We start from the raw sequence: 22,512 nt of genomic DNA on the forward strand, positions 1-22,512 counted from the left end.
GAGGTGCCACCATGAGTGACCCGACCCATCCCACTGCCCCGGCCGGCGGCACCGAGGTGGCACCACCGCCACCCGAACCGGCCCCGGCCACCACCGAACGCAACGCCAGCCTGTGGGCCGACGCCCGGCGGCAACTGCTGCGTGACCCGGTCTTCATCGCCGCGTCGATCTACGTGCTACTGGTCGCGTCGATGGCCGCCTTCCCCACCCTGTGGACCCGGCAGGACCCGCGCGCCTGTGACGTCCAGCGGACCCGGATCGCGCCCAGCTGGGAGCACCCGTTCGGGTTCAACAACCTGGGCTGCGACTACTACTCGCACGCCATCCACGGGGCCCGACCGTCGCTGCAGATCGCGATCTTCGCCACGCTGGGCATCGTCCTTCTCGGCGGCACCGCCGGGCTGCTCGCCGGCTACTTCGGCGGCTGGGTGGACGCGATCATTTCGCGGATCACCGACATCTTCTTCTCGTTGCCGTTCCTGCTCGGTGCGATCGTCTTCCTGACCGTGATCAAGCAGCAGAACGTCTGGACGCTGGCCGCTGTTCTGATCGTGCTCGGCTGGACCACCATCGCCCGGATCATGCGCGGCAGCGTGCTCTCCTCCAAGGGCCTTGACTACGTGCAGGCAGCCAAGGCGATGGGGGCCGGGCACGGCCGGCTGATGTTCCGGCACATCCTGCCGAACGCGATCGCCCCGTTGGTCGTCTACGCGACGATCACCCTGGGCGCGTTCGTCTCCGCCGAGGCGACGCTGACCTACCTCGGTGTCGGCCTGCAGCCACCGGAGGAGTCCTGGGGCATCATGATCTCCCAGCACCAGGTCTACTTCCTGGACCACCCGTGGCTGCTGCTCTTCCCGTGTGGGCTGCTGGTCGGCACGGTGCTCTCCTTCATCCTCATGGGCGACGCGCTGCGCGACGCCCTCGACCCGAAGCTGCGGTGAGGTGAGCCATGGCGACAGACAGAGACATCACCGCCACCATCGACGCGCTGCCCGGCCTCGACGCCAGCGCACCGCCGCTGGAGGTCAACGACCTGCAGGTCGAGTTCCGCACCCGCAACGGCATCGCCCGCGCGGTCAACGGGGTGAGCTTCTCGTTGCAGGCCGGCGAGACCCTGGCCATCCTGGGTGAGTCCGGCTGCGGAAAGAGCGTCACCGCCCAGGCGATCATGGGGATCATCGACTCACCGCCCGGGTTCGTCACCGGTGGCGAGATCAAGTACCGGGGTGTGGACCTGCTCAAGCTGCCCGAATCGCAGCGACGCAAGATCCGGGCCAACCGGATCGCGATGATCTTCCAGGACGCGCTGTCGGCGTTGAACCCGGTGTTCACCGTCGGCTTCCAGCTCTCCGAGCTGTTCCGCAAGCACCGGGGCATGTCCCGGGCCGACGGTAAGGCCCGGGCGGTCGAACTGCTCGACCTGGTGAAGATCCCGGCCGCCAAACAGCGAGTCAGCGACTTCCCGCACCAGTTCTCCGGTGGCATGCGCCAGCGGGTGATGATCGCGATGGCGCTGGCTCTCGACCCCGAGGTGCTGATCGCCGACGAGCCGACAACCGCCCTCGACGTCACCGTCCAGGCCCAGGTGATGGCCCTGCTCGCAGAGCTGCAGCGGGAACGCAACATGGGCCTGGTGCTGATCACCCACGATATGGGGGTGGTGGCCGACGTCGCCGACCGGATCTCGGTCATGTACGCCGGTCGGGTCGTCGAGGAGGCGCCGGTGCGGGACATCTACGCCTCGCCGGCCCACCCGTACACCAAGGCACTGCTGGAATCGATCCCCCGGATCGACCTCAAAGGCCAGGAGCTGAACGTCATCAAGGGCCTGCCGCCCGCGTTGACGAACATCCCGGCCGGCTGCTCGTTCAACCCGCGCTGCCGGTACGCGAAGGATGTCTGCCGGGCCGACCCGGAGCCGCCCCGGTTCGCGCTGACCCCGAGCCGGACCTCCGCCTGCCACTTCTGGAAGGAGGTCAAGGGCGATGAGTGACGTTGTCCTGGAGACCAAGGATCTGGTCAAACACTTCCCGCTGACCCAGGGCATTCTGTTCAAGAGGCAGATCGGCGCGGTCCGCGCGGTGGACGGGATCAACCTCCAGCTGCACCGGGGCGAGACGCTCGGCATCGTCGGTGAATCCGGCTGCGGCAAGTCCACCCTGGCCAAGCTGCTGGTCGGGCTGGAGACCCCGTCGTCCGGTTCGATCATGGTGCACGGCGCGGACATCGCCGGCCGCAGCGGCGCCGAGATGCGCCGGGCCCGGCGCAACATCCAGATGGTGATGCAGGACCCGTACACCTCGCTGAACCCGCGAATGACGGTCGGTGACCTGATCGGTGAGCCGTTCGAGATTCATCCGGACGTGGCGCCGAAGAGCGACCGTAGCCGCCGCGTCCAGGAGCTGTTGGAGCTGGTCGGCCTCAACCCGGACCACATCAACCGCTACCCGCACCAGTTCTCCGGCGGGCAGCGGCAGCGGATCGGCATCGCCCGGGCGCTGGCGCTGCGCCCGGAGATCATCCTCTGCGACGAGCCGGTCTCCGCGCTGGACGTGTCGATCCAGGCTCAGGTGATCAACCTGCTGGAGCAGCTGCAGAAGGAGCTGGGGCTGTCGTACATCTTCATCGCCCACGACCTGTCGGTGGTGCGGCACATCGCGCACCGGGTCGGCGTGATGTACCTCGGCAAGATCGCGGAGCTCGGCACCGAGGAGGAGATCTACGAGCGGCCGACCCACCCGTACACCCAGGCGTTGCTCTCTGCGGTGCCGCTGCCCGACCCGACGGTACGCGGCCTGCGGGACCAGATCGTGCTGGAAGGCGACGTGCCGTCACCGGCGGACCCGCCGTCGGGCTGCCGGTTCCGGACCCGCTGCTGGAAGGCGCAGGACATCTGCGCCGCCGAGGAACCGACCCTGACGGTACGGGCGACTTCGGCGCACCCCAGCGCCTGCCACTTCGCCGAGGTACGCGACGTCGTGCACGTCACCGAGTAGTCTCGGCGCCGGCCCGCTCGTCGCCGCACGTCACATTGACGCCTGGCAGGAGCGGGCCGGTCGGCCGGCCGGCCTTCGTGGGTCCCGGCCGGTGCTCACAGCGGGCCGCGGCCGGCCCGCAGCACCAGCAGCGCCAGCTGGGTGCCGTCGGCACCCAGCTCCGACCGGTAGCGGTCGACGATTTCACGTTCCCGGGATAGCACCAGCCGGGTGCCGCCCGAGGCGATCCGCACCGCGCCCACCTGCTTCGACAGCTCGGCCCGTTCCTGCCACAGTGCGATCAGAGCGTCGTCGATCTCGTTGATCCTGTTCCGGATGGCCAGGATGCGATCGGCCGCCTCCGGCGCGTCCGTCCCGGTCTGGTGCCGACCGTCGGATCGCCCCGCCGAGCCGGTCGCGCCCGGTTGGCTCGCCACCTCGGCGGTGCCGGCCGGTGGCGTCGCGCTGCTGTCGGCGGTGTGCGCAACGGCGTTGGTCCCCATGTCCTGCCTCCTGGACTGTCCGGCCCCGGTGGACGCGGAACCCGGAACGCGAAGTGCCCCGGGCTCTCGCGAGAGCCCGGGGCACTTGTAGGTCTGATGATCAGGCGCGACCTACGGCAGCCGGACTCCCGGAACCGTAGCTGAAGAAAAATCGTGCCTGGCGGATCACGCTACGAGTATGCCCAGGCCGGCGACGCCAGCGCAAGAATTCCGCCATCCTCTGGGAAGACACCCGGCGCGCCGACGGCCTGAGCTTGGCGGGCCTGAGCCTGCGACCCGGGGCTGGCGGCGCGGGGCTGTCGGTCGTGCGGCATAGACTCGCCGTGCGATGCATCCACTCTTCGAAACCCCAGCGGCCCCATCCGCACCTGCCACAGATCGGGACGGTCCGGCGGCCGGGCCGCCCCCGGTTGAGCCCGCTGTGGCCGGCCGAGGGCCGGATGAGCCCAATCTGGCCGGTGCCGCGCTGCTGACCGGGCTCAACGGCCCGCAACGGGAGGCAGTCACCCACGCCGGCGGCCCGCTGCTGATCGTGGCCGGTGCCGGTTCCGGCAAGACCAAGGTGCTCACCCACCGGATCGCCTACCTGCTCGCGGCCCGGCAGACCCACCCCGGTGAGGTCCTGGCGATCACCTTCACCAACAAGGCGGCCGGTGAGCTGAAGGAGCGGGTCGGCAACCTGGTCGGGCCGCGGGCCCGGATGATGTGGGTCTCCACCTTCCACTCCGCCTGTGTGCGGATTCTGCGAGCCGAGCATGAGCACGCCGGGCTGAAGTCGACGTTCTCCATCTACGACGCGGACGACTCGCGGAGGCTGATGCAGCTGGTCGCCCGGGAGCTCGACCTGGACCCGAAGCGCTACCCGGCCCGGGGGCTGGCCACCCAGGTGTCGAACCTCAAGAACGAGCTGGTCGACCCGGAGACGTTCACCGACCGGGCGGCCGGCCCCAACGAGCGGGCCCTGGCCGAGGCGTACACGCTCTACCAGCGTCGGCTGCGCGAGGCGCACGCACTCGACTTCGACGACCTGATCATGACGACGGTGCACCTGCTGCAGGCCCACCCGCACGTGGCCGGCAGCTACCGGCGGCGGTTCCGCCACGTGCTGGTCGACGAATACCAGGACACCAACCACGCGCAGTATCAGCTGGTCAAGGAGCTGGTGGGGGACGGTTCGGACGACGTACCGCCGGGGGAGCTCTGCGTGGTCGGCGACGCCGACCAGTCCATCTACGCCTTCCGGGGCGCCACCATCCGCAACATCCTGGAGTTCGAGCGGGACTTCGCCCAGGCCCGCACGATCCTGCTGGAGCAGAACTACCGCTCCACCCAGACGATCCTGACCGCCGCCAACGCGGTGATCACCAACAACGCCGGTCGCAAGCCGAAGCGGCTGTGGAGCGACCAGGGTGACGGCGAGCGGATCGTCGGCTACGTCGCCGACACCGAGCACGCCGAGGCGGACTGGGCGGCCCGGCAGATCGACCGGTTGTGCGACGACGGCGCGGCCCGCCCGGGCGACGTGGCGGTCTTCTACCGCACCAACGCCCAGTCCCGGGTCTTCGAGGAGGTGTTCATCCGGGTCGGCCTGCCGTACAAGGTGGTCGGCGGGGTGCGCTTCTACGAGCGCAAGGAGGTCCGCGACGCGCTGGCCTATCTGCGGGCGGTGGTAAACGCCGACGACACGGTGAGCATCCGGCGGGTGCTCAACACGCCGCGTCGGGGCATCGGCGACCGGGCCGAGGCGTGCGTAGAGGCGCTGGCCGCCCGCGAGCGGATCTCGTTCGGTGCCGCGCTGCGGCGGGCGACCGAGGCACCGGGGATCTCCACCCGGGCGGCGAACGCGATCGCCGACTTCGTGGCGCTGCTCGACGGGGTACGGGAGCAACTGGCCACCACCACCCCGGAGGAGGCGTTGGAGTCGGTGCTGCTGCGCTCGGGTTACCTGACCGAGCTGGAGGAGAGCCTGGATCCGCAGGACGCCGGCCGGGTGGAGAACCTGCAGGAGCTGGTCAGCGTGGCCCGCGAGTACACCGAGCGGGTCGAGGCGTCCGACGAGCCGGCGACCGTCGCCGGCTTCCTGGAGCAGGTCGCGCTGGTCGCCGACGCCGACCAGGTGCCCGACGACGACCCGGACCACCAGGGTGTGGTCACCCTGATGACGCTGCACACCGCCAAGGGTCTGGAGTTCCCGGTGGTCTTCCTGACCGGCCTGGAGGACGGCGTCTTCCCGCACCTGCGGGCCCTCGGCGACACCGGGGAACTGGAGGAGGAGCGGCGGCTGGCGTACGTCGGGATCACCCGGGCCCGGCAGCGGCTGTTCCTGTCCCGGTCGGTGACCCGGGCCGCGTGGGGGCAGCCGGCGTACAACCCGCCGTCGCGGTTCCTCTCCGAGTTGCCGGCCGAGCTGGTCCGCTGGGAGCGGACCGAGGCGGCGTACACCTCCTGGTCGGGCACGGGTGGCGGGGTCGGTGGGCGGTCGGCCGCCGCGGACCGGTCGCCGGTCGCGCGCGGCGGCGGCTTCGCCGGCGGTACGCCGAAGGCCGCCCGCCTCGCTCAGCGGCTCGGGGTGGATCCGAGCCGGCTGAGCACCGCCAGCGAGTTGCCCACCGCGCCCAAGGTGACGGTGGGGGAGCGGGTCAACCACCAGCGGTACGGGCTTGGCCGGGTGCTGGCGGTGGAGGGGCACGGGCCGGGAGCCAGGGCCCAGGTCGACTTCGGTGACCAGACGATGTGGCTGGTGCTCCGGCACGCGCCGATCGAGAAAATCTGACCCGGCCCGTACCGCAGCGGTCAGCAGCCCAGGTCGACGCCGCGTTCGCGCATCCACGGGGCCGGGTCCACCTGGCTCCACAGCCCGCCGACGTGCACCTCGAAGTGCAGGTGTGGGCCGGTGGAGTCGCCGGTAGAGCCCTCCGCGCCGATGGTGTCCCCGGGGGCCACCTGGTCACCGACGGCGACGCTGGTCGCGGAGAGGTGCGCGTAGTGAGTGAGCACACCGCCGCCGTGGTCGATCACCACCGAGATCCCGTACCCGGTGTACGCCCAGCCTGCTACCTGCACCGTTCCGGCGCCAGCGGCGAGCACCGGGGTGCCGGCCGGTAGGGCCAGGTCGATCCCGGCGTGCAGCACCCCCCAGCGCTGGCCGTAGCAGGAAGTGATCTGGGCGCCGGGCATCGGAGTGACCCAGTCGGCCGTGCTGGCCGCTGTACTCGGCTGCGCCGCCGCCGTGGTCGTGGCCGAGTCACTGCCGTCGCTGCCGGCGTCGTCGGTCGACCTCGCGGTCTCGTCGTCGGTCCCGGCCTGCGCGGCATCGTCGCCGGCTTCGGTCGGGTCCGCCGGTTGACCGGTCTCCTCGGCGCGGCTGGTGCTGCTGTCGGTGGGCGCCGGGCCGAAACCGGTCTCGTCCCCGCCGCTGTGCGGGGTGGCCGTCAGCTGACGGGTGCTCCGGTCCGCACGTCCCGCCGAGCCGGCCCGGTCGGCGAGGGCCGAGGCCGTCGCCGGATCGGTCGCGGTGGCGTCGGGGGCGGAGTTGAGTGCGGCGGCCGCGCCGCCGATAGCGAGGGCCGCGACGGCCAGCACGGTGAGGGCGGCGGTACGGGTCCGACGGCCGAACTCCGCCACCTGGGCGTGCCTGCCAGGTGGAACCAGCCGGTGCAGCCCTGGTGACCGCCGCCGGGTCGAGGGCTCGCTGCGCTCCGTGGGCTCAGGGTGCGACACGGGGGTGACCTCCGTGGTAAGGGGGCACGGACCTGGAAATGGTGGTGTGCCAGGCACAGAGGGTGGGTACCGGGTAGCCGGGGAAGTCTGCGCGCACCGCCCGGAGGCCGGACTTTCGTTACTCTCCGTGGTCAGATGGGGGATTCGCTGACCCGGCAGATGGTGGCGCGGATCACAAGCTCCAATGTGACGCAGGACATTTTCTCGCTGGTGTGGCTGGCCGAACTGCACAAAAAACCGCTCAGACCGTACAGTCTGAGCGGTTTTTGTCAGTCACTTAGAGTGTCAGGGCTCGACGACGCCACCGTAGATCGCCTCGACCTGCAGCTTGAGGTCCACTCCCTTGCCCCGCAGCCAGGTGATCGGGTCCTGCGGCTCCGAGTCCACGTGCACCTCGAGATGCAGGTGGGCACCGTAGGAGTGACCGGTGTTGCCGACGTCGCCGAGCAGATCACCGGCTTCCACCCGCTGACCGGCGGTGACCCGCAGCCGGGACGCATGGCCGTAGACCGCCTCGGTCCCGTCGTCGTGCTTGACGATCACGCAGTAGCCGTAGCCGCCGTTCCAGCCGGCGAGGGTGACCGTGCCGGCGTGGATCGAGTGGAACGGGGTGCCCTCGGCGGCGGCCAGGTCGACGCCGGCGTGCAGCTTTCCCCAGCGCATGCCGTACGGGGAGGTGAAGGTGTAGCCGCGCAGCGGCAGCATCCAGACGTCCGGGGCGGCCTGGGTCATCGAGGTGGCCGGGGTCCGGTCGGCGTCCCGGGAGGCGCGCTCGGCGTCCTCGGCCCGCTCGCTGATCTGGCTGTCCAGGTCCAGGGCCTGGTCGTCGATCTCCAGGGCCTGGTCGCTCAGGGCGACGCTGTTCTCCAGGTCGGCCAGGGCCGCCGGGCTGAGCGTCTTGGCGTCGGGCATCGCGCTGGCCCCGAGGGCGACGACACCCGCGCCGACGACGGCGGTGGTCATGACGACCGCGTAGCGGCTACGGGGCGGAGTCGGTACGCGGCGACGACCCCGATATCGATCGGGCTCTGACGACAGGCGCTGGCGCACGCACACCCTCCATCGGCGGGTAGTTCGGCGGCGGTGCGAGCATCCGGGACCTCGTTGCGGAACCTGGGATTAACGCTCGTTGGCCGGGTTGGTTCTGGCCGGAGCCAGAGGACAACCGTGGACACGGTAGCCAACCCCTAGGGCCGCCACAACCCGACTCGCGAAAAACTGTTGACGATCTGCGACCGTCCGTTGTGTATTGCCCGATTTCGTAACCTTTTATCGGGCCACTCGTTGGTAACTGCCGGTTACATTGAGCAATGCTTATCGTGCGTTCAGTCAGGGTGAATCGGGGTTGCGACTCAGGGTCGGCCGGGTTGCCGGCGATGTGCCGAGGTTGGTTAACCTTCGTTAAGGATCGACCGGTCGGCAGGAGGCGCGCAGCGATGGAGACTCGGATCCGGGTGGTGGTGGCGAAGCCTGGTCTCGACGGCCACGACCGCGGCGTCAAAGTGGTGGCCAGGGCGTTGCGGGATGCCGGCATCGAAGTCATCTACACCGGTCTGCACCAGACGCCGGAGCAGATCGTCGAGACCGCCATCCAGGAGGATGCCGACGCCATCGGGCTCTCCGTGCTGTCCGGCGCCCACCTGACGCTGTTCCGCCGAGTGCTCGACCTGCTACGCGAGCGGGGTGCGGACGACATCGTGGTCTTCGGTGGAGGCATCGTCCCCGACGAGGACGTCGCGGCACTCAGTGCGCTCGGCGTGGCGAGGATCTTCACCCCCGGGGCGAGCACCGCCGACATTGTCGACTGGGTCCGCGGCAACGTCCCCGCCCAGTAGAGAAGGTGAGCGGACCAGCGAAAGAGGTGAGAGGCCGGACGCACCCCTCACACGTCCGGCCTCTCCATGCACGATGCCCCGCCGCCACCCCTCGACCGACAGGGCATCGGCCGCTTCCGTCGGCCCCGCGCTGCGTTTCCGACACCTCACTCAACGACACCTGTCACCGGGGGTTACGTCGCCGGCACACCTTATTTTCGGGGCCGGGCCGGTGGTCGCGACCGGGTCGTCGTACGGCTGGGTGGGCGGCTCGCCGGATGTGTGCAGTTGCGCACACCGTCCGCCCGCCTACTGGCGTCCCGGGGGCGGGTGGTTAGGCTGCGCCAATGGCCGGTCACCGCTCGTGACCGGGAAATCATCTGATTCTGCACGCTGGCGGCGGCGCGACGGCGCGCCGCGGAGACGGAACGGGACGCGCAAACGTGGACCTGTACGAGTACCAGGGGCGCGAGCTGTTCGAGCGACACGGGTTGCCCGTGCTCGCCGGCGGCGTCGCCACCACCCCGGAAGAGGCCCGCGCGATCGCCGAGCGCCTCGGCGGCCGTGTCGTGGTCAAGGCCCAGGTCAAGGTCGGTGGTCGAGGCAAGGCCGGCGGCGTGAAGCTGGCCGAGGACGCCGACGAGGCGGTCAGCCACGCCACCAACATCCTCGGTATGGACATCAAGGGGCACACCGTCGGCAAGGTGATGCTGACGGTGACCGCCGACATCGCCGACGAGTACTACCTGTCGTACCTGCTGGATCGGGCCAACCGCACCTTCCTCTGCATCGCCAGTGTCGCGGGCGGGATGGACATCGAGCAGGTCGCCGCCGAGACGCCGGAGCGGGTGGCGAAGATCGCGATCGACGCCAACGTCGGGGTGGACGAGGCCAAGGCCGCCGAGATCGTCACCGCCGCCGGCTTTCCGGCCGAGCTCACCGACCAGATCACCGAGATCGCGGTCCGCCTCTGGCAGGCGTTCATCGCCGAGGACGCCACCCTGGTCGAGGTGAACCCGTTGGCCCGGACCCCCGAGGGTCGGGTGCTCTGCCTCGACGCCAAGGTCACCCTGGATGAGAACGCCGGTTTCCGGCACCCCGACCACGAGGCGATGGTCGACCAGTCCGCGGTCGACCCGCTGGAGCAGCGGGCCAAGGAGAAGGACCTCAACTACGTCAAGCTAGACGGCTCGGTCGGCATCATCGGCAACGGGGCCGGCCTGGTCATGTCCACCCTCGACGTGGTGGCGTACGCCGGCGAGGCGCACGGCGGCGTCAAACCCGCCAACTTCCTCGACATCGGCGGTGGCGCCAGCGCCGCGGTGATGGCCAACGGGCTGGAGATCGTGCTCTCCGACCCGGACGTGCGGACCGTGTTCGTCAACGTCTTCGGCGGGATCACCGCCTGCGACGAGGTGGCCAACGGCGTCGTCCAGGCGCTGGACCTGCTCGAACAGCGCGGAGAGACGGTGACCAAGCCGCTCGTCGTCCGGCTGGACGGCAACAACGCCGAGGCGGGCCGGGCGATCCTCGACTCGGCCGCCAACCCCCTCGTCGAGCGGGTCGACACCATGGACGGAGCGGCCGAGCGGGCCGCACAGCTCGCCGCAGCGGCGTCCGGCCGCCCGGAAGGACAGTGATCGAGATGGCGATCTGGCTGACCAAGGACTCCAAGGTCATCGTGCAGGGGATGACCGGCTCCGAGGGCTCCAAGCACACCCGGCGGATGCTCGCGGCCGGCACCACCGTCGTCGGTGGGGTCAACCCGCGCAAGGCCGGGCAGCAGGTCGAGTTCGGCGACACCCGACTGCCGGTGTTCGCCAACGTCGGCGAGGCGATGAAGGAGACCGGAGCCGACGTCACGGTCATCTTCGTCCCGCCGGCGTACTGCAAGGCGGCGGTGATCGAGGCGATCGACGCCGAGATCCCGCTCGCCGTGGTGATCACCGAAGGCATCCCGGTACACGACTCGACCGCCTTCTGGGCCTACAACACGGCCAAGGGCGGCAAGACCAGGATCGTCGGTCCGAACTGTCCGGGCATCGCCTCCCCGGGTGCCTCGAACGCCGGCATCATTCCGGCGGACATCACCCCGGCCGGCCGGATCGGCCTGGTCAGCAAGAGCGGCACGCTGACCTACCAGCTGATGTACGAGCTGCGTGACATCGGCTTCTCCACCTGCGTCGGTATCGGCGGCGACCCGGTCATCGGCACCACCCACATCGACGCGCTGGCGGCCTTTCAGGAGGACCCGGAGACCGACGCGATCGTGATGATCGGCGAGATCGGCGGCGACGCCGAGGAGCGGGCTGCGGAGTTCATCAAGGCGAATGTGACCAAGCCGGTGGTCGGCTACATCGCCGGGTTCACCGCCCCGCCCGGCAAGACGATGGGCCACGCCGGTGCGATCATCTCCGGCTCGGCGGGCACCGCCGACGCCAAGAAGGTCGCGCTGGAGGCGGCCGGAGTCAAGGTCGGCCGTACGCCGAGCGAGACCGCCCGGCTGATGCGTCAGGTGATCACCGGCGGCTGACCGGCCACAGCCGACATCGGCCGTCGATCGGGAGACCGGTCGGCGGCCGTCGTCGTGTGGTCAGCCGATCGGGTAGTTCCCGGTGGCCCAGAAGCTCGCGTTGGCGATGATGTTCAGCACGCTCAGCACGATCGCCACCCAGCCGAGGACCGGGGACTTACGGAATCGGCTGGCGTCGCGGATCGACAGCGCGCCGAAGACGATGCCGAGGATACCGCAGCAGAGCAGGCCGATCACGATGCCGAGCACACCCCACAAGGTGCTGCGGTCGCTGCCGCCCGCTGCTGCGGCCGGTGGATACTGGGTCATCAGCAGGGCCCCCCGTCAACTCGACGACCGCCGTCGTCGACGGCGCGGTCCAGCACCGAGCGTACGGCCAAATGACCGGAATGTCGGCGGGTTCGGCAGGTGACCGGCCAGGCCACGGCGATATTGCCGCCGGATCAGTGCGCCCACGTGCCAAAGTAGGCACGATGGCAGCCCACCCCCCGGATCCGCCACGGACGGCGGACGGTACCGCGTCGGTCGACGCCGTTCGGCGCTCAGGCCCGGGCCGCGACCCCGGTGCCGCCCGCCGTAACCGGGCCCCGCTGGCCGTCGCGGCCTCGGTGACCACCCTGTGGGCCGCGGTCGTGTCCTGTCTGCCGGTCGCGGTGGTGATGTGGCTGATCCGGCTCGCCGAAGGCGACTCGTCGATCCTCGGCGCGGCCCGGGTCGGTCTGGCCGCCTGGCTGCTCGGGCACGGGGTACCGCTGGACACCTCGACCGGCCCACTCGGGCTGCCGCCGCTGCTGCTCAGCGCGCTCGCCGCCTGGCGGATCTACCGGGCCGGCGTGCACACCACCCGGGCGGTCGGTGCCCGGCACCGCGGATCCGCCGGCCGGGCGATCGTCGTCGCGTTTGCCGTCGCGACCGCGTACGGCGTGCTCGGTGCCGCCGCCGGGCACGTCGCGAGCAGCGCTACCACGGCGGTCGAACCGCTGCGGGCCGGGACCACGCTGGCGGCGTTCGGCGTGGTCGGCGCGTTGCTCGGCGCCGGCCAGACCACCGGAACGCTGCGCCGACTGGCGGCGCGCTGCCCCGACCTGCTGCGGCACGCGGTGCGGGCCGGGCTGGTCGCCGCGCTGCTGGTGCTCGGCGCCGGCGCCGCCGTGGCCGGGCTGTCCGTGGCGATCAGCGGTGGGGACGCCGCCGACACCATCGGGGTGTACCGGGCCGGGGTGGCCGGGCAGGCCGGGATCACGCTGCTCAGCATCGCCTACGCGCCGAACGCCACCATCTGGGCGACCGCCTACCTACTTGGGCCGGGCTTCGCGCTCGGATCCGACACGGCGGTACGGACCACCGAAGTCACCCTCGGCAGCCTGCCAGCGGTCCCGTTGCTCGCCGGGCTGCCCAACGGCCCGGCCGGCGGGCTCAGCGCGGCGCTGCTCGCCCTGCCGGTGCTGGCCGGGATGACCACCGGGTGGGTGCTGGCCCGCCGCTGGCCGGCGGGGTCCGACCGGGGTGGTGCCGGGCTGCCCGGTTGGCCGGTGCTGATCGGCGCTGCCCTGATCAGCGGGCCGGTGGCCGGACTGTTCCTGGGCGGTGCGGCGGCCGTGTCCGGCGGGCCGCTCGGCGCCGGACGGCTCATCGATGTCGGCCCGGTCGCCTGGCAGGTGGCGGCGGTGTCGAGCGCGGTGGTCGCGGTCGGGGCGGTGGTCGGCGCGGCGGCGGCGCGGGCGGTGGCGGCACCCCCGGCGGACCGGTCCGGGCCCCGCCAGCGACGGTCCGGTGCCGGGCCGGGATAAGGCGCCGGTGCTGGACACGTCGGCAACGGCACAGGGCACCCCGGACGATCCGGGACGCCCTGAACGGGTCGCGTCACAGAGCCTGGCTCAGATGCTGTTGAACCCGGTGCCGACGTCCATCAGAACGCCGAGGATCGAGTACGCGATGCTGAGCACCACCCCGATCGCGCCGCAGATCAGCCCGGCCATCGCCTGGCCGCGGTTGTCCGCCAGCCCCTGGTCGACCTTGTTCTTGCCGAGGAAGCCGAGCACCGCGCCGGCGATCCCGGCCGGGATGCCGAGCAGCGGGCAGCACAGGGCCAGCACCAGCGAGGTGATGCCGACAATCATGCCGATCAGGCCCAGGTTGTTGTCCTTCTGCTGGCCCGGCATTCCGTAGCCGCCAGCGGGGTACGGCTGGCCCGGCACCGGCTGCTGCGCGTACGGGTCACCGTAGGGCTGCCCCGGCTGCTGCTGCGGGTACGGCTGCCCCGGCACCGGCTGCTGCGCGTACGGGTCCGAGTAGGGCTGCCCCGGCGGCGGCTGCTGGCCGTACGGGTCCGAGTACGGCTGCCCCGACGACGGCTGGCTGTAACCGGGCTGACCGTACGGGTCGGACGGTGGCGACGAGGTCGGATCCTGGGGCTGCTGGCCGTACGGATCTTGGCCTGGGTAGCCGGGCTGCACAGAGAGCTCCTTCATGGCGACGACGCTCAGGGCGGTCGGAGATCGTGTTTGCCCGAGCGTCGGGCAGCGTATCTGGTCAGCGCAAATCCTGCCGCCCGTCGCGCCCGCCCGTCGCGTTGGGCGGGACCTGGACGGGACGTCGTCGGCGGCCGGGTAGGGTGCTCGGGTGACCTCGTCCCCGGCCAGACTCGTGGTGCTCGTCTCCGGCTCCGGCACCAATCTGCAGGCGTTGCTCGACGCCACCGAGGACCCCGCGTACGGCGCGGTCGTCGTCGCGGTCGGCGCGGACCGGGACGGGATCACCGGGCTGGACCGGGCCAAGGCCGCCGGGGTGCCCACCTTCGTGGCCCGGGTCGCCGACCACGCCAGCCGGGCGGACTGGGACGCCGCGCTGACCGCCGAGGTCGCCGCGTACCAGCCGGACCTGATCGTCTCGGCCGGCTTCCTGAAGCTGGTCGGCGCCCGGTTCCTGGCCGCCTTCGGGGACCGCTACGTCAACACCCACAACTCGCTGCTGCCCGCGTTCCCCGGCATGAACGGACCGCGGGACGCCCTCGCCTACGGGGTCAAGCTGGCCGGTGCCACGCTCTTCTTCGTCGACGCCGGCGTCGACACCGGACCGATCGTCGCGCAGGTCGCGGTCCCGGTCGAGCCGGACGACGACGAGGCCAGCCTGACCGAGCGGATCAAGGAAGCGGAACGGGCGCAGCTCGTCGAGTACGTCGGCCGGCTGGTCCGGCGTGGCTGGACCATCTCGCATCGAAAGGTCACCATCCGATGAACCCGAGCATCGACGGCCGCCGCCCGCTGCACCGGGCGTTGATCAGCGTCTACGACAAGACCGGCCTGGTCGAGCTGGCCACCATGCTGCACGCCGCCGGGGTGGAGATCGTCTCCACCGGGTCGACCGCGACCACCATCGCCGCCGCCGGCCTGCCGGTGATCCGGGTGGAGGACGTGACCGGCTTCCCGGAATGCCTGGACGGCCGGGTCAAGACGCTGCACCCGCACGTGCACGCCGGGCTGCTGGCCGACCTGCGCTCCGCCGACCACACCACGCAGCTGGCCGAGCTCGGCGTCACCCCGTTCGACCTGTTGGTGTCCAACCTGTACCCGTTCCAGCAGACCGTGGCCTCCGGCGCCGACCTGGACGGCTGTGTGGAGCAGATCGACATCGGCGGACCGGCGATGGTGCGGGCGGCGGCGAAGAACCACGCCAGCGTCGCGGTGGTCACCTCGGTGTCGGCGTACCCGCTGATCGAGCAGGCCCTCGCCGACGGTGGCTTCACCCTGCGGCAGCGGCGCGCCCTCGCCGCCCGCGCGTTCGCCGACATCGCCGAGTACGACGTCGCGGTCGCCGACTGGTGCGCCCGGACCCTGGTCGGCGCGGACACCGACCAGCCGGTGGACTGGCCGGAGTTCGCCGGCACCGCGCTGCGCCGGGCCGCCGTGCTGCGCTACGGCGAGAACCCGCACCAGCGGGCGGCCCTCTACCTGGACCCGGCGGCACCGGCCGGGCTGGCCCAGGCCGAGCAGTTGCACGGCAAGGAGATGTCGTACAACAACTACGTCGACGCCGATGCCGCCTGGCGGGCGGCGAACGACTTCACCGCCCCGGCCGTGGCGATCATCAAGCACGCCAACCCGTGCGGCATCGCGGTCGGTGTCGACGTCGCCGAGGCGCACCGCAAGGCGCACGCCTGCGACCCGGTCTCCGCGTTCGGCGGGGTGATCGCGGTCAACCGGCCGGTCACCGTCGAGCTGGCCAGCCAGGTCGCGGAGATCTTCACCGAGGTGGTGGTGGCACCCGGGTTCGACCCGGCTGCGGTCGAGGTGCTGGCCCGGAAGAAAAACCTGCGGCTGCTGCTCGCCCCGGCGTGGCAGCCGGCGGAGGTCGAGTGGCGGCAGGTCACCGGCGGCCGGCTGGCGCAGACCGCCGACCGGATCGACGCCGCCGGCGACGATCCGGCGAGCTGGCGGCTGGCCACCGGTGAGCCGGCCGACGCGGACCTGCTGGCCGACCTGGGTTTCGCCTGGCGGGCGGTACGCGCGGTGAAGAGCAACGCGATTTTGCTGGCCCGCGACGGTGCCACCGTCGGGGTCGGGATGGGCCAGGTCAACCGGGTCGACGCTGCCGAGTTGGCGGTACGCCGGGCCGGTGCCGGCCGGGCCGCCGGCGCGGTGGCCGCCTCCGACGCGTTCTTCCCGTTCCCGGACGGCCTGCAGGTGCTGATCGACGCCGGGGTACGCGCGGTGGTGCAGCCCGGTGGTTCGATCCGGGACGACGAGACGATCGCGGCGGCGAACGCCGCCGGGGTCGCCATGTACCTGACCGGCACCCGGCACTTCTTCCACTGACCGGTTGACCGTCGTCGTGTCGCCGCAGCAGCGCGTCGAGGAGCGAATCGTCGGGGCCGACTGGGCGCTCGACGAGTTCGACCGGGTGCACTTCGACCGCTGTGAGCTCGTCGACGTCGACCTGACCGAGGCGGTGCTGACCGGCTGCGTCTTCACCAACTGCGTACTGGCGAACGTGCGGGCCAACGCGGCCCGGCTGACCCACTGCGCGCTGCTGCACTGCGTGATTCGACGGTCGTCGTTCTTCGACGCGACGTTTGCCGACTGCAAGCTGACCGGCACCCAGTTCCTCGACTGCACGCTGCGTCCGCTGCACGTCGATGGCGGGGACTGGGGGTTCGTGCTGCTGCGCGGCCAGGACCTGACCGGGACGAAGCTGTCCGGGCTACGGCTACGGGAGGCCGATCTGACCGAGGCGGACCTGAGCCGGGTGGATCTTTCCGGGGCCGACCTCGGCCATGCCCGGCTGACCAGCGCGAAGCTGCGCGGCACGGACCTGCGTGGGGCGGATCTGGCCGGGGTCGAGCTGCGCGGCCTCGACCTCACCGGGGCGCGGATCGACCTGGCCCAGGCGGTGCAGGTCGCGGCGGCGTACGGCGCCGACGTGCGGCCCTGACCGGCTGGTCCGCGCGAGGTGCCAATCGGGGCGGATCGGGCGACGTGAGACGATCGGTGACGTGACGGCGACAATTCTGGACGGCAAGGCGGCGGCATCCGCCATCAAGGACAACCTTCGTGCCCGGGTCAAGGCGCTCGCGGAGCAGTCGGTGGTGCCCGGTCTCGGCACCGTGCTGGTCGGTGAAGATCCCGGCTCCCAGGCGTACGTCAACGGCAAGCACCGCGATTGCGCCGAGGTCGGTATCGCCTCGATTCGCCGCGACCTGCGGGCCGACGCGACCCAGGAGCAGGTGGAGGCGGTGGTGGCCGAGCTGAACGCCGATCCGGCCTGCCACGGTTACATCGTGCAGCTGCCGATGCCGAAGCAGATCGACACCCAGCGGGTGCTGGAGCGGGTCGACCCGGACAAGGACGCCGACGGGCTGCATCCGGTGAACCTGGGCCGGCTGGTGCTCGGCTACGACGCGCCGGTCGCCTGCACCCCGCGCGGCATCGTCGACCTGCTGCGCCGTAACGGGATCCGGATCCGGGGCGCGGAGGTGGTGGTGATCGGCCGGGGCACCACCGTCGGTCGGCCGCTGGGTCTGCTGCTGACCCGGCGCAGCGAGAACGCCACGGTGACGCTGTGCCACACCGGCACCTTGGATCTGGGCGACCACACCCGCCGGGCCGACATCGTGATCGCTGCGGCGGGCGTACCGGGGCTGGTCACCGCCGAAATGATCACGCCGGGGGCGACGGTCGTCGACGTCGGCATCACCCGGGTGCTCGGCGAGAACGGCAAGGGCCAGTACACCGGTGACGTGGCACCGGATGTGGCCGAGGTGGCCGGTGCGCTGGCCCCGGTGCCCGGCGGCATCGGTCCGATGACCCGGGCGATGCTGTTGACCAACGTCGTCGAACTGGCGGAGCGCGGCCTCGCCGACCGGTGAAGCCGGTCGGCGAGTCGACCGGCGTGGCGGGCGTGAGGTTGGTCTCCGGGCCCGCCCCTGACCCGCTCAGCCGTTACCTGGCTGATACGGTCCCGTCAAATTCGCCCGGTAGCAGGGAGTGAGACGACAATGGGCAAGAAGGTCACCGTCGTCGGGGCCGGCTTCTACGGCTCGACGACCGCGCAGCGCCTGGCCGAGTACGACGTCTTCGACACCGTCGTGCTGACCGACATCATCGAGGGCAAGCCCGAGGGACTGGCCCTCGATCTCAACCAGTCGCGGCCGATTGAGGGCTTCGAGACCAAGGTCGTCGGTGCGACCACCGGGGTGGACGGCTCTGGCTACGAGGTGATTTCCGGCTCGGACGTCGTCATCGTCACCGCCGGCCTGCCGCGCAAGCCGGGGATGAGCCGGATGGACCTGCTGGAGGTCAACGCCAAGATCGTCCGCGGCGTCGCGGAGAACATCGCCCGGTACGCCCCGGACGCGGTGGTCATCGTGGTGTCCAACCCGCTCGACGAGATGACCGCGCTGGCGCAGATCGCCACCGGGTTCCCGCGCAACCGGGTGCTCGGGCAGGCCGGCATGCTGGACACCGCCCGGTTCTCCCACTTTGTCGCCGAGACGCTCGCGGTACCGGTGGCGACCGTACGCACGCTGACCCTCGGCTCGCACGGTGACACCATGGTGCCGGTGCCGTCGCGGTGCACGGTCAACGGCAAGCCGCTGACCGAGCTGCTGCCGGCGGACAAGATTGAGGAACTGGTGGTCCGGACCCGCAACGGTGGGGCCGAGGTTGTCGCCCTGCTCAAGACCGGATCGGCGTATTACGCGCCGTCGGCGGCGGCGGCCCGGATGGCCAAGGCCGTGGCCGAGGACTCCGGCGCGGTGATGCCGGTGTGCGCCTGGGTCACCGGGGAGTACGGGATCGACGGCGTCTACCTGGGCGTGGAGGCTGAGCTCGGGGCCGAGGGCGTCCGTCGGGTGGTGACCACCGACCTGACCGGTACGGAACTGGCCGCGTTGAAGGAGGCCGCCGAGGCGGTCCGGGCCAAGCAGGCGGACGTAGCCGACCTCTGAGCCGTACGGGCGTGACGATCGGGGCGGGCATCCAGGTGCCCGCCCCGATCGTGTGCGGTGCCTCGTTCGTCCCGCCCGCTGCGCACCGCGTTCGGCAATCCAGTACGCTCGTACTGCTAACACGAGTTTCCGAGAGGAGCGCCGGTCGATGGCGAAGATCAAGGTAACCAACCCGGTCGTCGAGCTCGACGGCGACGAGATGACCAGGATCATCTGGAAGCAGATCCGGGAGCAGCTGATCCTGCCCTACCTCGACGTCGACCTGCACTACTACGACCTGTCGATCCAGTACCGCGACGAGACCGACGACCAGGTGACGGTGGACGCCGCGAACGCCATCAAGCAGCACGGCGTCGGCGTCAAGTGCGCGACCATCACCCCGGACGAGGCCCGGGTCGAGGAGTTCGGCCTCAAGAAGATGTGGCGTTCCCCGAACGGCACCATCCGCAACATCCTCGGCGGCGTGGTGTTCCGCGAGCCGATCATCATGTCGAACGTCCCCCGGCTGGTGCCCGGCTGGACCAAGCCGATCATCATCGGCCGGCACGCGCACGGCGACCAGTACAAGGCCTCTGACTTCGTGGTGCCCGGGCCGGGCACGGTGACCATCACCTACACCCCGGCCGACGGCAGCGCCCCGGTCGAGATGGAGGTCGCCAACTTCTCCGGCGGCGGCGTCGCGATGGGGATGTACAATTTCGACGAGTCGATCCGTGACTTTGCCCGCGCCTCGCTGCGCTATGGTCTGGACCGCGGTTACCCGGTCTACCTGTCTACCAAGAACACCATCCTCAAGGCGTACGACGGTCGGTTCAAGGACATCTTCGCCGAGGTGTACGAGGCCGAGTTCGCCACCGAGTTCGCCGCCGCCGGCATCACCTACGAGCACCGGCTGATCGACGACATGGTCGCCGCCGCGCTCAAGTGGGAGGGCGGCTTCGTCTGGGCCTGCAAGAACTACGACGGTGACGTGCAGTCGGACACCGTCGCCCAGGGCTTCGGCTCGCTGGGGCTGATGACGTCGGTGCTGATGACCCCGGACGGCCGTACGGTGGAGGCGGAGGCCGCGCACGGCACGGTCACCCGGCACTACCGGCAGTGGCAGAAGGGCGAGAAGACGTCGACCAACCCGATCGCGTCGATCTTCGCCTGGACCCGGGGCCTGGCCCACCGCGGCAAGCTGGACGGCACCCCGGCGGTGACCGAGTTCGCCAACACGCTCGAGCAGGTCTGCATCGAGACCGTCGAGGCAGGCCAGATGACCAAGGACCTGGCGCTGCTGATCGACCGCAACGCTCCGTGGCTGACCACCGACGAGTTCATGGCGGCTCTCGACGGCAACCTGGCCAAGCGCCTGAGCGCCTGAGCCCTCGCAGCTGAGCGTTCGAGCACTCGGCCGGCACCGTCACCGGTTCCTCCGGCGAATCGTTGAACAGGGTGGACGTGGTGCCAGTCGCGTCCAAGGGGATCTTCCGGAGGCGGTCGCCCTGAGCAACATGACGTCAACGGTCGATCCTCGGCTGTGAACCAGCAGCCTGCCGTCCCTTCCCTGCGGGGGGCCCTGTCCCGGGCCCCCCGCAACCATGTCCGGCCTGGTCAGGCGCCGCGCAGCAGGGCCGCCGCCTGTTCGGGCCGGACGTCGTTGATGAACACGCCCATCGCCGATTCCGAACCGGCCAGGTACTTCAGCTTGTCCGCCGCCCGCCGGATGGTGAACACCTGCAGATGCAGGTAACCCAGCTCCCGTTCGTGACGGACCGGGGCCTGATGCCACGCCGCGATGTACGGTGTGCCCTGCCGGCTGCCGAAGAGCCGGTCGAAGCGGCGCAGCACGTCCAGGTAGAGCGGCCCGAAGGCGTCCCGTTCGGCGTCGTTCAACGCGGCGATGTCCAGCACCCGGCGGTGCGGTGCCAGGTGCACCTCGAACGGCCAGCGCGCCGCGGCCGGCACGTACGCCGTCCACCGGTCGTTCGCCGCCACCACCCGTACCCCGGCCGCCCGCTCGGCGGCCAGCACGTCCGCGTACAGGCTCCGCCCGCCGGTCGCCTCGGCGTGCCGTCGGGCGGCGGCCAGCATCGACCGGGTACGCGGCGGCACGAACGGGTACGCGTAGATCTGCCCGTGCGGGTGGTGCAGGGTGACCCCGATCTCCACGCCCCGGTTCTCGAAACAGAACACCTGCTCCACCGCGTCCAGTGCGGACAATTCGGCGGTCCGGTCGGCCAGCGCGTCGACGACGGTGCGGACCCGGGCCGGGGCCAGCGCGGCGAACGAGGTGCCGTGCTCGGCGGTGAAGCAGACCACCTCGCAGCGCCCGCGACCGGGCCGGGTCGGGGTGAACGGCGTACCACCGGGGTAGCCGGCGGTCCCGTCACCCACCCGGTCGCTCAGCGACGGGAACCGGTTCTCGAAGACCACCACGTCGTAGTCGTACGCCGGGATCTCGCTGGACCGGCCGGGTCGCGACGGGCAGAGCGGGCACTGGTCGGTCGGCGGCAGGAAGGTCCGGGTCTGTCGGTGCGCGGCGATCGCCACCCACTCGTCGGTCAACGGATCGTAGCGAAGCTCCGAGGCGGGCGGCGGGGGCGGCAGCTCCCGCCGGTCCGGTCCTTCCCGGACGGCGTCGTCCCGCTCGTCGAAGTAGATGAGTTCCCGCCCGTCGGCGAGCCTTACCGCACTGCGTTTCACGACGCTGGGTCCTATCGGTGTGGGTCGGCGATCGACAACTCGACGCCGTGTCCGGCCAGGACGTCGCGGGCCGGTGCGGGCAGTCCGGGATCGCTGACCACGACCTGGGCCGCGGCCAGCTCCGCCATCGAGGAGATCCCCACGACGTCCCACTTGGTGTGATCGGCCAGCACCACCAGGCGGGCCGCCGCCGTGATCAGGGCGCGGTTGGTGTCGGACTCCATCAGGTTCGGGGTGGTGTAGCCGGCCCGTTCGCTCATCCCGTGCACACCGAGGAAGAGCAGGTCCACGTGCAGGTCGCGGAGGGCGGTCACGGCCACCGGCCCGACCAGCGCGTCCGACGGGGTACGCACCCCACCGGTGAGGATCACCGTCCGGTCGCCCCGACCGTCCCGGTAGAACACGTCGGCCACCGGGATCGAGTTGGTCACCACCGTCAGCCCGGGGACGTCGACCAGCCGGCGGGCGAGCTCCACCGTGGTGGTGCCGGCCGACAACGCCACCGCCCCGCCGGCGACGACCAGCTCGGCGGCGCGTGCGGCGATCGCCGCCTTTTCAGCCTGCTGCCGGGCGGACTTCGCCACGAACCCGGGCTCGTGGGTGGCCCCGGGATCGACCAGGGTGGCCCCGCCGTGCACCTTGGCCAGCAGCCCCCGGTCGGCGAGGACGTCAAGGTCCCGGCGGATCGTCATGTCCGAAACGCCGAACTCGCCGGCCAGGTCGGTGACCCGTACCCCGCCTGCGGCCCGGACCCGGTCCAGGATCGCTGCCTGGCGCTGCGGCGCGAGCATCAGCACCACGTCCCGCTCCCACCTGCTCGCACTCAATCCAA

General features: G+C 71.0%; 21 protein-coding genes. 14 read left to right on the forward strand and 7 right to left on the reverse strand.

Features of this window, described 5'->3' with window-relative positions:
- Positions 1–11: 11 nt before the first annotated feature.
- The 3 genes from O7621_RS09235 to O7621_RS09245 are packed head-to-tail and all read left to right on the forward strand — an operon-like array spanning position 12 to position 2,999.
- Positions 12–944 carry an ABC transporter permease gene (locus O7621_RS09235; protein WP_348775294.1) on the forward strand — a complete coding sequence of 311 codons (933 nt, stop codon included), beginning with the start codon at positions 12–14 and terminating at the stop codon, positions 942–944.
- An 8-nt stretch (positions 945–952) separates the two neighbouring features.
- Positions 953–1,996 carry an ABC transporter ATP-binding protein gene (locus O7621_RS09240; RefSeq protein ID WP_282233593.1) on the forward strand — a complete coding sequence of 348 codons (1,044 nt, stop codon included), beginning with the start codon at positions 953–955 and terminating at the stop codon, positions 1,994–1,996.
- Complete coding sequence (locus O7621_RS09245; RefSeq protein WP_282233594.1) at positions 1,989–2,999, forward strand: dipeptide ABC transporter ATP-binding protein; 1,011 nt, start codon at positions 1,989–1,991, stop codon at positions 2,997–2,999. The genes O7621_RS09240 and O7621_RS09245 overlap by 8 nt, the downstream gene beginning before the upstream one ends.
- A gap of 95 nt (positions 3,000–3,094) precedes the next feature.
- On the opposite strand, the gene O7621_RS09250 is transcribed toward O7621_RS09245, so the two are convergent.
- Positions 3,095–3,415, reverse strand: a complete 321-nt coding sequence (locus O7621_RS09250) for a chorismate mutase (RefSeq protein ID WP_282234515.1) — start codon at positions 3,413–3,415, stop codon at positions 3,095–3,097.
- A gap of 394 nt (positions 3,416–3,809) precedes the next feature.
- On the opposite strand from O7621_RS09250, the gene pcrA reads away from it, so the two are divergent.
- Positions 3,810–6,254, forward strand: coding sequence for a DNA helicase PcrA (pcrA, locus tag O7621_RS09255; RefSeq protein WP_282233595.1), 2,445 nt, complete (start codon positions 3,810–3,812; stop codon positions 6,252–6,254).
- Positions 6,255–6,274: 20 nt separating this feature from the next.
- Here the strand turns inward: pcrA and O7621_RS09260 are convergent, their stop codons facing one another.
- Both O7621_RS09260 and O7621_RS09265 read right to left on the reverse strand, forming a co-directional pair.
- A complete protein-coding gene (locus O7621_RS09260) occupies positions 6,275–7,039 on the reverse strand; it encodes a M23 family metallopeptidase (protein ID WP_282234516.1) in 765 nt (254 codons plus the stop codon).
- A 447-nt stretch (positions 7,040–7,486) separates the two neighbouring features.
- Positions 7,487–8,251, reverse strand: a complete 765-nt coding sequence (locus O7621_RS09265) for a M23 family metallopeptidase (RefSeq protein WP_281551812.1) — start codon at positions 8,249–8,251, stop codon at positions 7,487–7,489.
- 386 nt (positions 8,252–8,637) lie between these two features.
- On the opposite strand from O7621_RS09265, the gene O7621_RS09270 reads away from it, so the two are divergent.
- The 3 genes from O7621_RS09270 to sucD all read left to right on the forward strand — a co-directional run bounded on the left by O7621_RS09270 (position 8,638) and on the right by sucD (position 11,548).
- Positions 8,638–9,036 carry a cobalamin B12-binding domain-containing protein gene (locus O7621_RS09270; RefSeq protein ID WP_282233596.1) on the forward strand — a complete coding sequence of 133 codons (399 nt, stop codon included), beginning with the start codon at positions 8,638–8,640 and terminating at the stop codon, positions 9,034–9,036.
- Between the two features lie 422 nt (positions 9,037–9,458).
- Positions 9,459–10,655 carry an ADP-forming succinate--CoA ligase subunit beta gene (gene sucC, locus O7621_RS09275; RefSeq protein ID WP_282233597.1) on the forward strand — a complete coding sequence of 399 codons (1,197 nt, stop codon included), beginning with the start codon at positions 9,459–9,461 and terminating at the stop codon, positions 10,653–10,655.
- 5 nt (positions 10,656–10,660) lie between these two features.
- A complete protein-coding gene (sucD, locus tag O7621_RS09280) occupies positions 10,661–11,548 on the forward strand; it encodes a succinate--CoA ligase subunit alpha (RefSeq protein ID WP_282233598.1) in 888 nt (295 codons plus the stop codon).
- A gap of 60 nt (positions 11,549–11,608) precedes the next feature.
- Here sucD and O7621_RS09285 read toward each other — a convergent pair whose 3' ends face one another.
- Positions 11,609–11,860, reverse strand: coding sequence for a hypothetical protein (locus O7621_RS09285; RefSeq protein WP_282234517.1), 252 nt, complete (start codon positions 11,858–11,860; stop codon positions 11,609–11,611).
- Positions 11,861–12,021: 161 nt separating this feature from the next.
- Between O7621_RS09285 and O7621_RS09290 the strand changes: the two genes are divergently transcribed.
- Complete coding sequence (locus O7621_RS09290) at positions 12,022–13,338, forward strand: DUF6350 family protein (protein WP_282233599.1); 1,317 nt, start codon at positions 12,022–12,024, stop codon at positions 13,336–13,338.
- 87 nt (positions 13,339–13,425) lie between these two features.
- Here the strand turns inward: O7621_RS09290 and O7621_RS09295 are convergent, their stop codons facing one another.
- Positions 13,426–14,019 carry a DUF4190 domain-containing protein gene (locus O7621_RS09295; RefSeq protein ID WP_282233600.1) on the reverse strand — a complete coding sequence of 198 codons (594 nt, stop codon included), beginning with the start codon at positions 14,017–14,019 and terminating at the stop codon, positions 13,426–13,428.
- Positions 14,020–14,170: 151 nt separating this feature from the next.
- Between O7621_RS09295 and purN the strand changes: the two genes are divergently transcribed.
- The 6 genes from purN to O7621_RS09325 all read left to right on the forward strand — a co-directional run bounded on the left by purN (position 14,171) and on the right by O7621_RS09325 (position 20,358).
- Positions 14,171–14,785 carry a phosphoribosylglycinamide formyltransferase gene (gene purN / locus O7621_RS09300; RefSeq protein ID WP_282233601.1) on the forward strand — a complete coding sequence of 205 codons (615 nt, stop codon included), beginning with the start codon at positions 14,171–14,173 and terminating at the stop codon, positions 14,783–14,785.
- Positions 14,782–16,362 (forward strand): bifunctional phosphoribosylaminoimidazolecarboxamide formyltransferase/IMP cyclohydrolase, encoded by a 1,581-nt coding sequence (gene purH / locus O7621_RS09305; protein ID WP_282233602.1) that lies wholly within the window; start codon positions 14,782–14,784, stop codon positions 16,360–16,362. Before purN ends, purH begins: the two co-directional genes overlap by 4 nt.
- A 4-nt stretch (positions 16,363–16,366) precedes the next feature.
- Complete coding sequence (locus O7621_RS09310) at positions 16,367–16,978, forward strand: pentapeptide repeat-containing protein (protein WP_282233603.1); 612 nt, start codon at positions 16,367–16,369, stop codon at positions 16,976–16,978.
- Positions 16,979–17,039: 61 nt separating this feature from the next.
- Positions 17,040–17,912 (forward strand): bifunctional methylenetetrahydrofolate dehydrogenase/methenyltetrahydrofolate cyclohydrolase, encoded by an 873-nt coding sequence (locus tag O7621_RS09315; protein ID WP_282233604.1) that lies wholly within the window; start codon positions 17,040–17,042, stop codon positions 17,910–17,912.
- A gap of 129 nt (positions 17,913–18,041) precedes the next feature.
- Positions 18,042–18,992, forward strand: a complete 951-nt coding sequence (gene mdh / locus O7621_RS09320) for a malate dehydrogenase (RefSeq protein WP_281551802.1) — start codon at positions 18,042–18,044, stop codon at positions 18,990–18,992.
- A 148-nt stretch (positions 18,993–19,140) separates the two neighbouring features.
- Complete coding sequence (locus O7621_RS09325) at positions 19,141–20,358, forward strand: NADP-dependent isocitrate dehydrogenase (protein ID WP_278173844.1); 1,218 nt, start codon at positions 19,141–19,143, stop codon at positions 20,356–20,358.
- 230 nt (positions 20,359–20,588) lie between these two features.
- On the opposite strand, the gene galT is transcribed toward O7621_RS09325, so the two are convergent.
- Together galT and O7621_RS09335 are read right to left on the reverse strand one after the other, a co-directional pair.
- Entirely contained in the window at positions 20,589–21,680 is a 1,092-nt protein-coding gene (galT, locus tag O7621_RS09330) for a galactose-1-phosphate uridylyltransferase (protein ID WP_282233605.1), read from the reverse strand.
- Positions 21,681–21,691: 11 nt separating this feature from the next.
- Complete coding sequence (locus O7621_RS09335) at positions 21,692–22,471, reverse strand: DeoR/GlpR family DNA-binding transcription regulator (protein ID WP_282234518.1); 780 nt, start codon at positions 22,469–22,471, stop codon at positions 21,692–21,694.
- Positions 22,472–22,512 lie beyond the last annotated feature (41 nt).

The sequence above is a fragment of the Solwaraspora sp. WMMD937 genome (assembly GCF_029581175.1).
GTDB lineage: Bacteria > Actinomycetota > Actinomycetes > Mycobacteriales > Micromonosporaceae > Micromonospora_E.

Coding starts and splice junctions, on each gene's coding strand:
- O7621_RS09235 (WP_348775294.1), top strand. CDS start 12: ATGAGTGACCCGACCCATCCCACTGCCCCGGCCGGCGGCACCGAGGTG.
- O7621_RS09240 (WP_282233593.1), top strand. CDS start 953: ATGGCGACAGACAGAGACATCACCGCCACCATCGACGCGCTGCCCGGC.
- O7621_RS09245 (WP_282233594.1), top strand. CDS start 1,989: ATGAGTGACGTTGTCCTGGAGACCAAGGATCTGGTCAAACACTTCCCG.
- pcrA (WP_282233595.1), top strand. CDS start 3,810: ATGCATCCACTCTTCGAAACCCCAGCGGCCCCATCCGCACCTGCCACA.
- O7621_RS09270 (WP_282233596.1), top strand. CDS start 8,638: ATGGAGACTCGGATCCGGGTGGTGGTGGCGAAGCCTGGTCTCGACGGC.
- sucD (WP_282233598.1), top strand. CDS start 10,661: ATGGCGATCTGGCTGACCAAGGACTCCAAGGTCATCGTGCAGGGGATG.
- O7621_RS09290 (WP_282233599.1), top strand. CDS start 12,022: ATGGCAGCCCACCCCCCGGATCCGCCACGGACGGCGGACGGTACCGCG.
- O7621_RS09295 (WP_282233600.1), bottom strand. CDS start 14,019: ATGAAGGAGCTCTCTGTGCAGCCCGGCTACCCAGGCCAAGATCCGTAC.
- purH (WP_282233602.1), top strand. CDS start 14,782: ATGAACCCGAGCATCGACGGCCGCCGCCCGCTGCACCGGGCGTTGATC.
- mdh (WP_281551802.1), top strand. CDS start 18,042: ATGGGCAAGAAGGTCACCGTCGTCGGGGCCGGCTTCTACGGCTCGACG.
- O7621_RS09325 (WP_278173844.1), top strand. CDS start 19,141: ATGGCGAAGATCAAGGTAACCAACCCGGTCGTCGAGCTCGACGGCGAC.
- O7621_RS09335 (WP_282234518.1), bottom strand. CDS start 22,471: ATGCTCGCGCCGCAGCGCCAGGCAGCGATCCTGGACCGGGTCCGGGCC.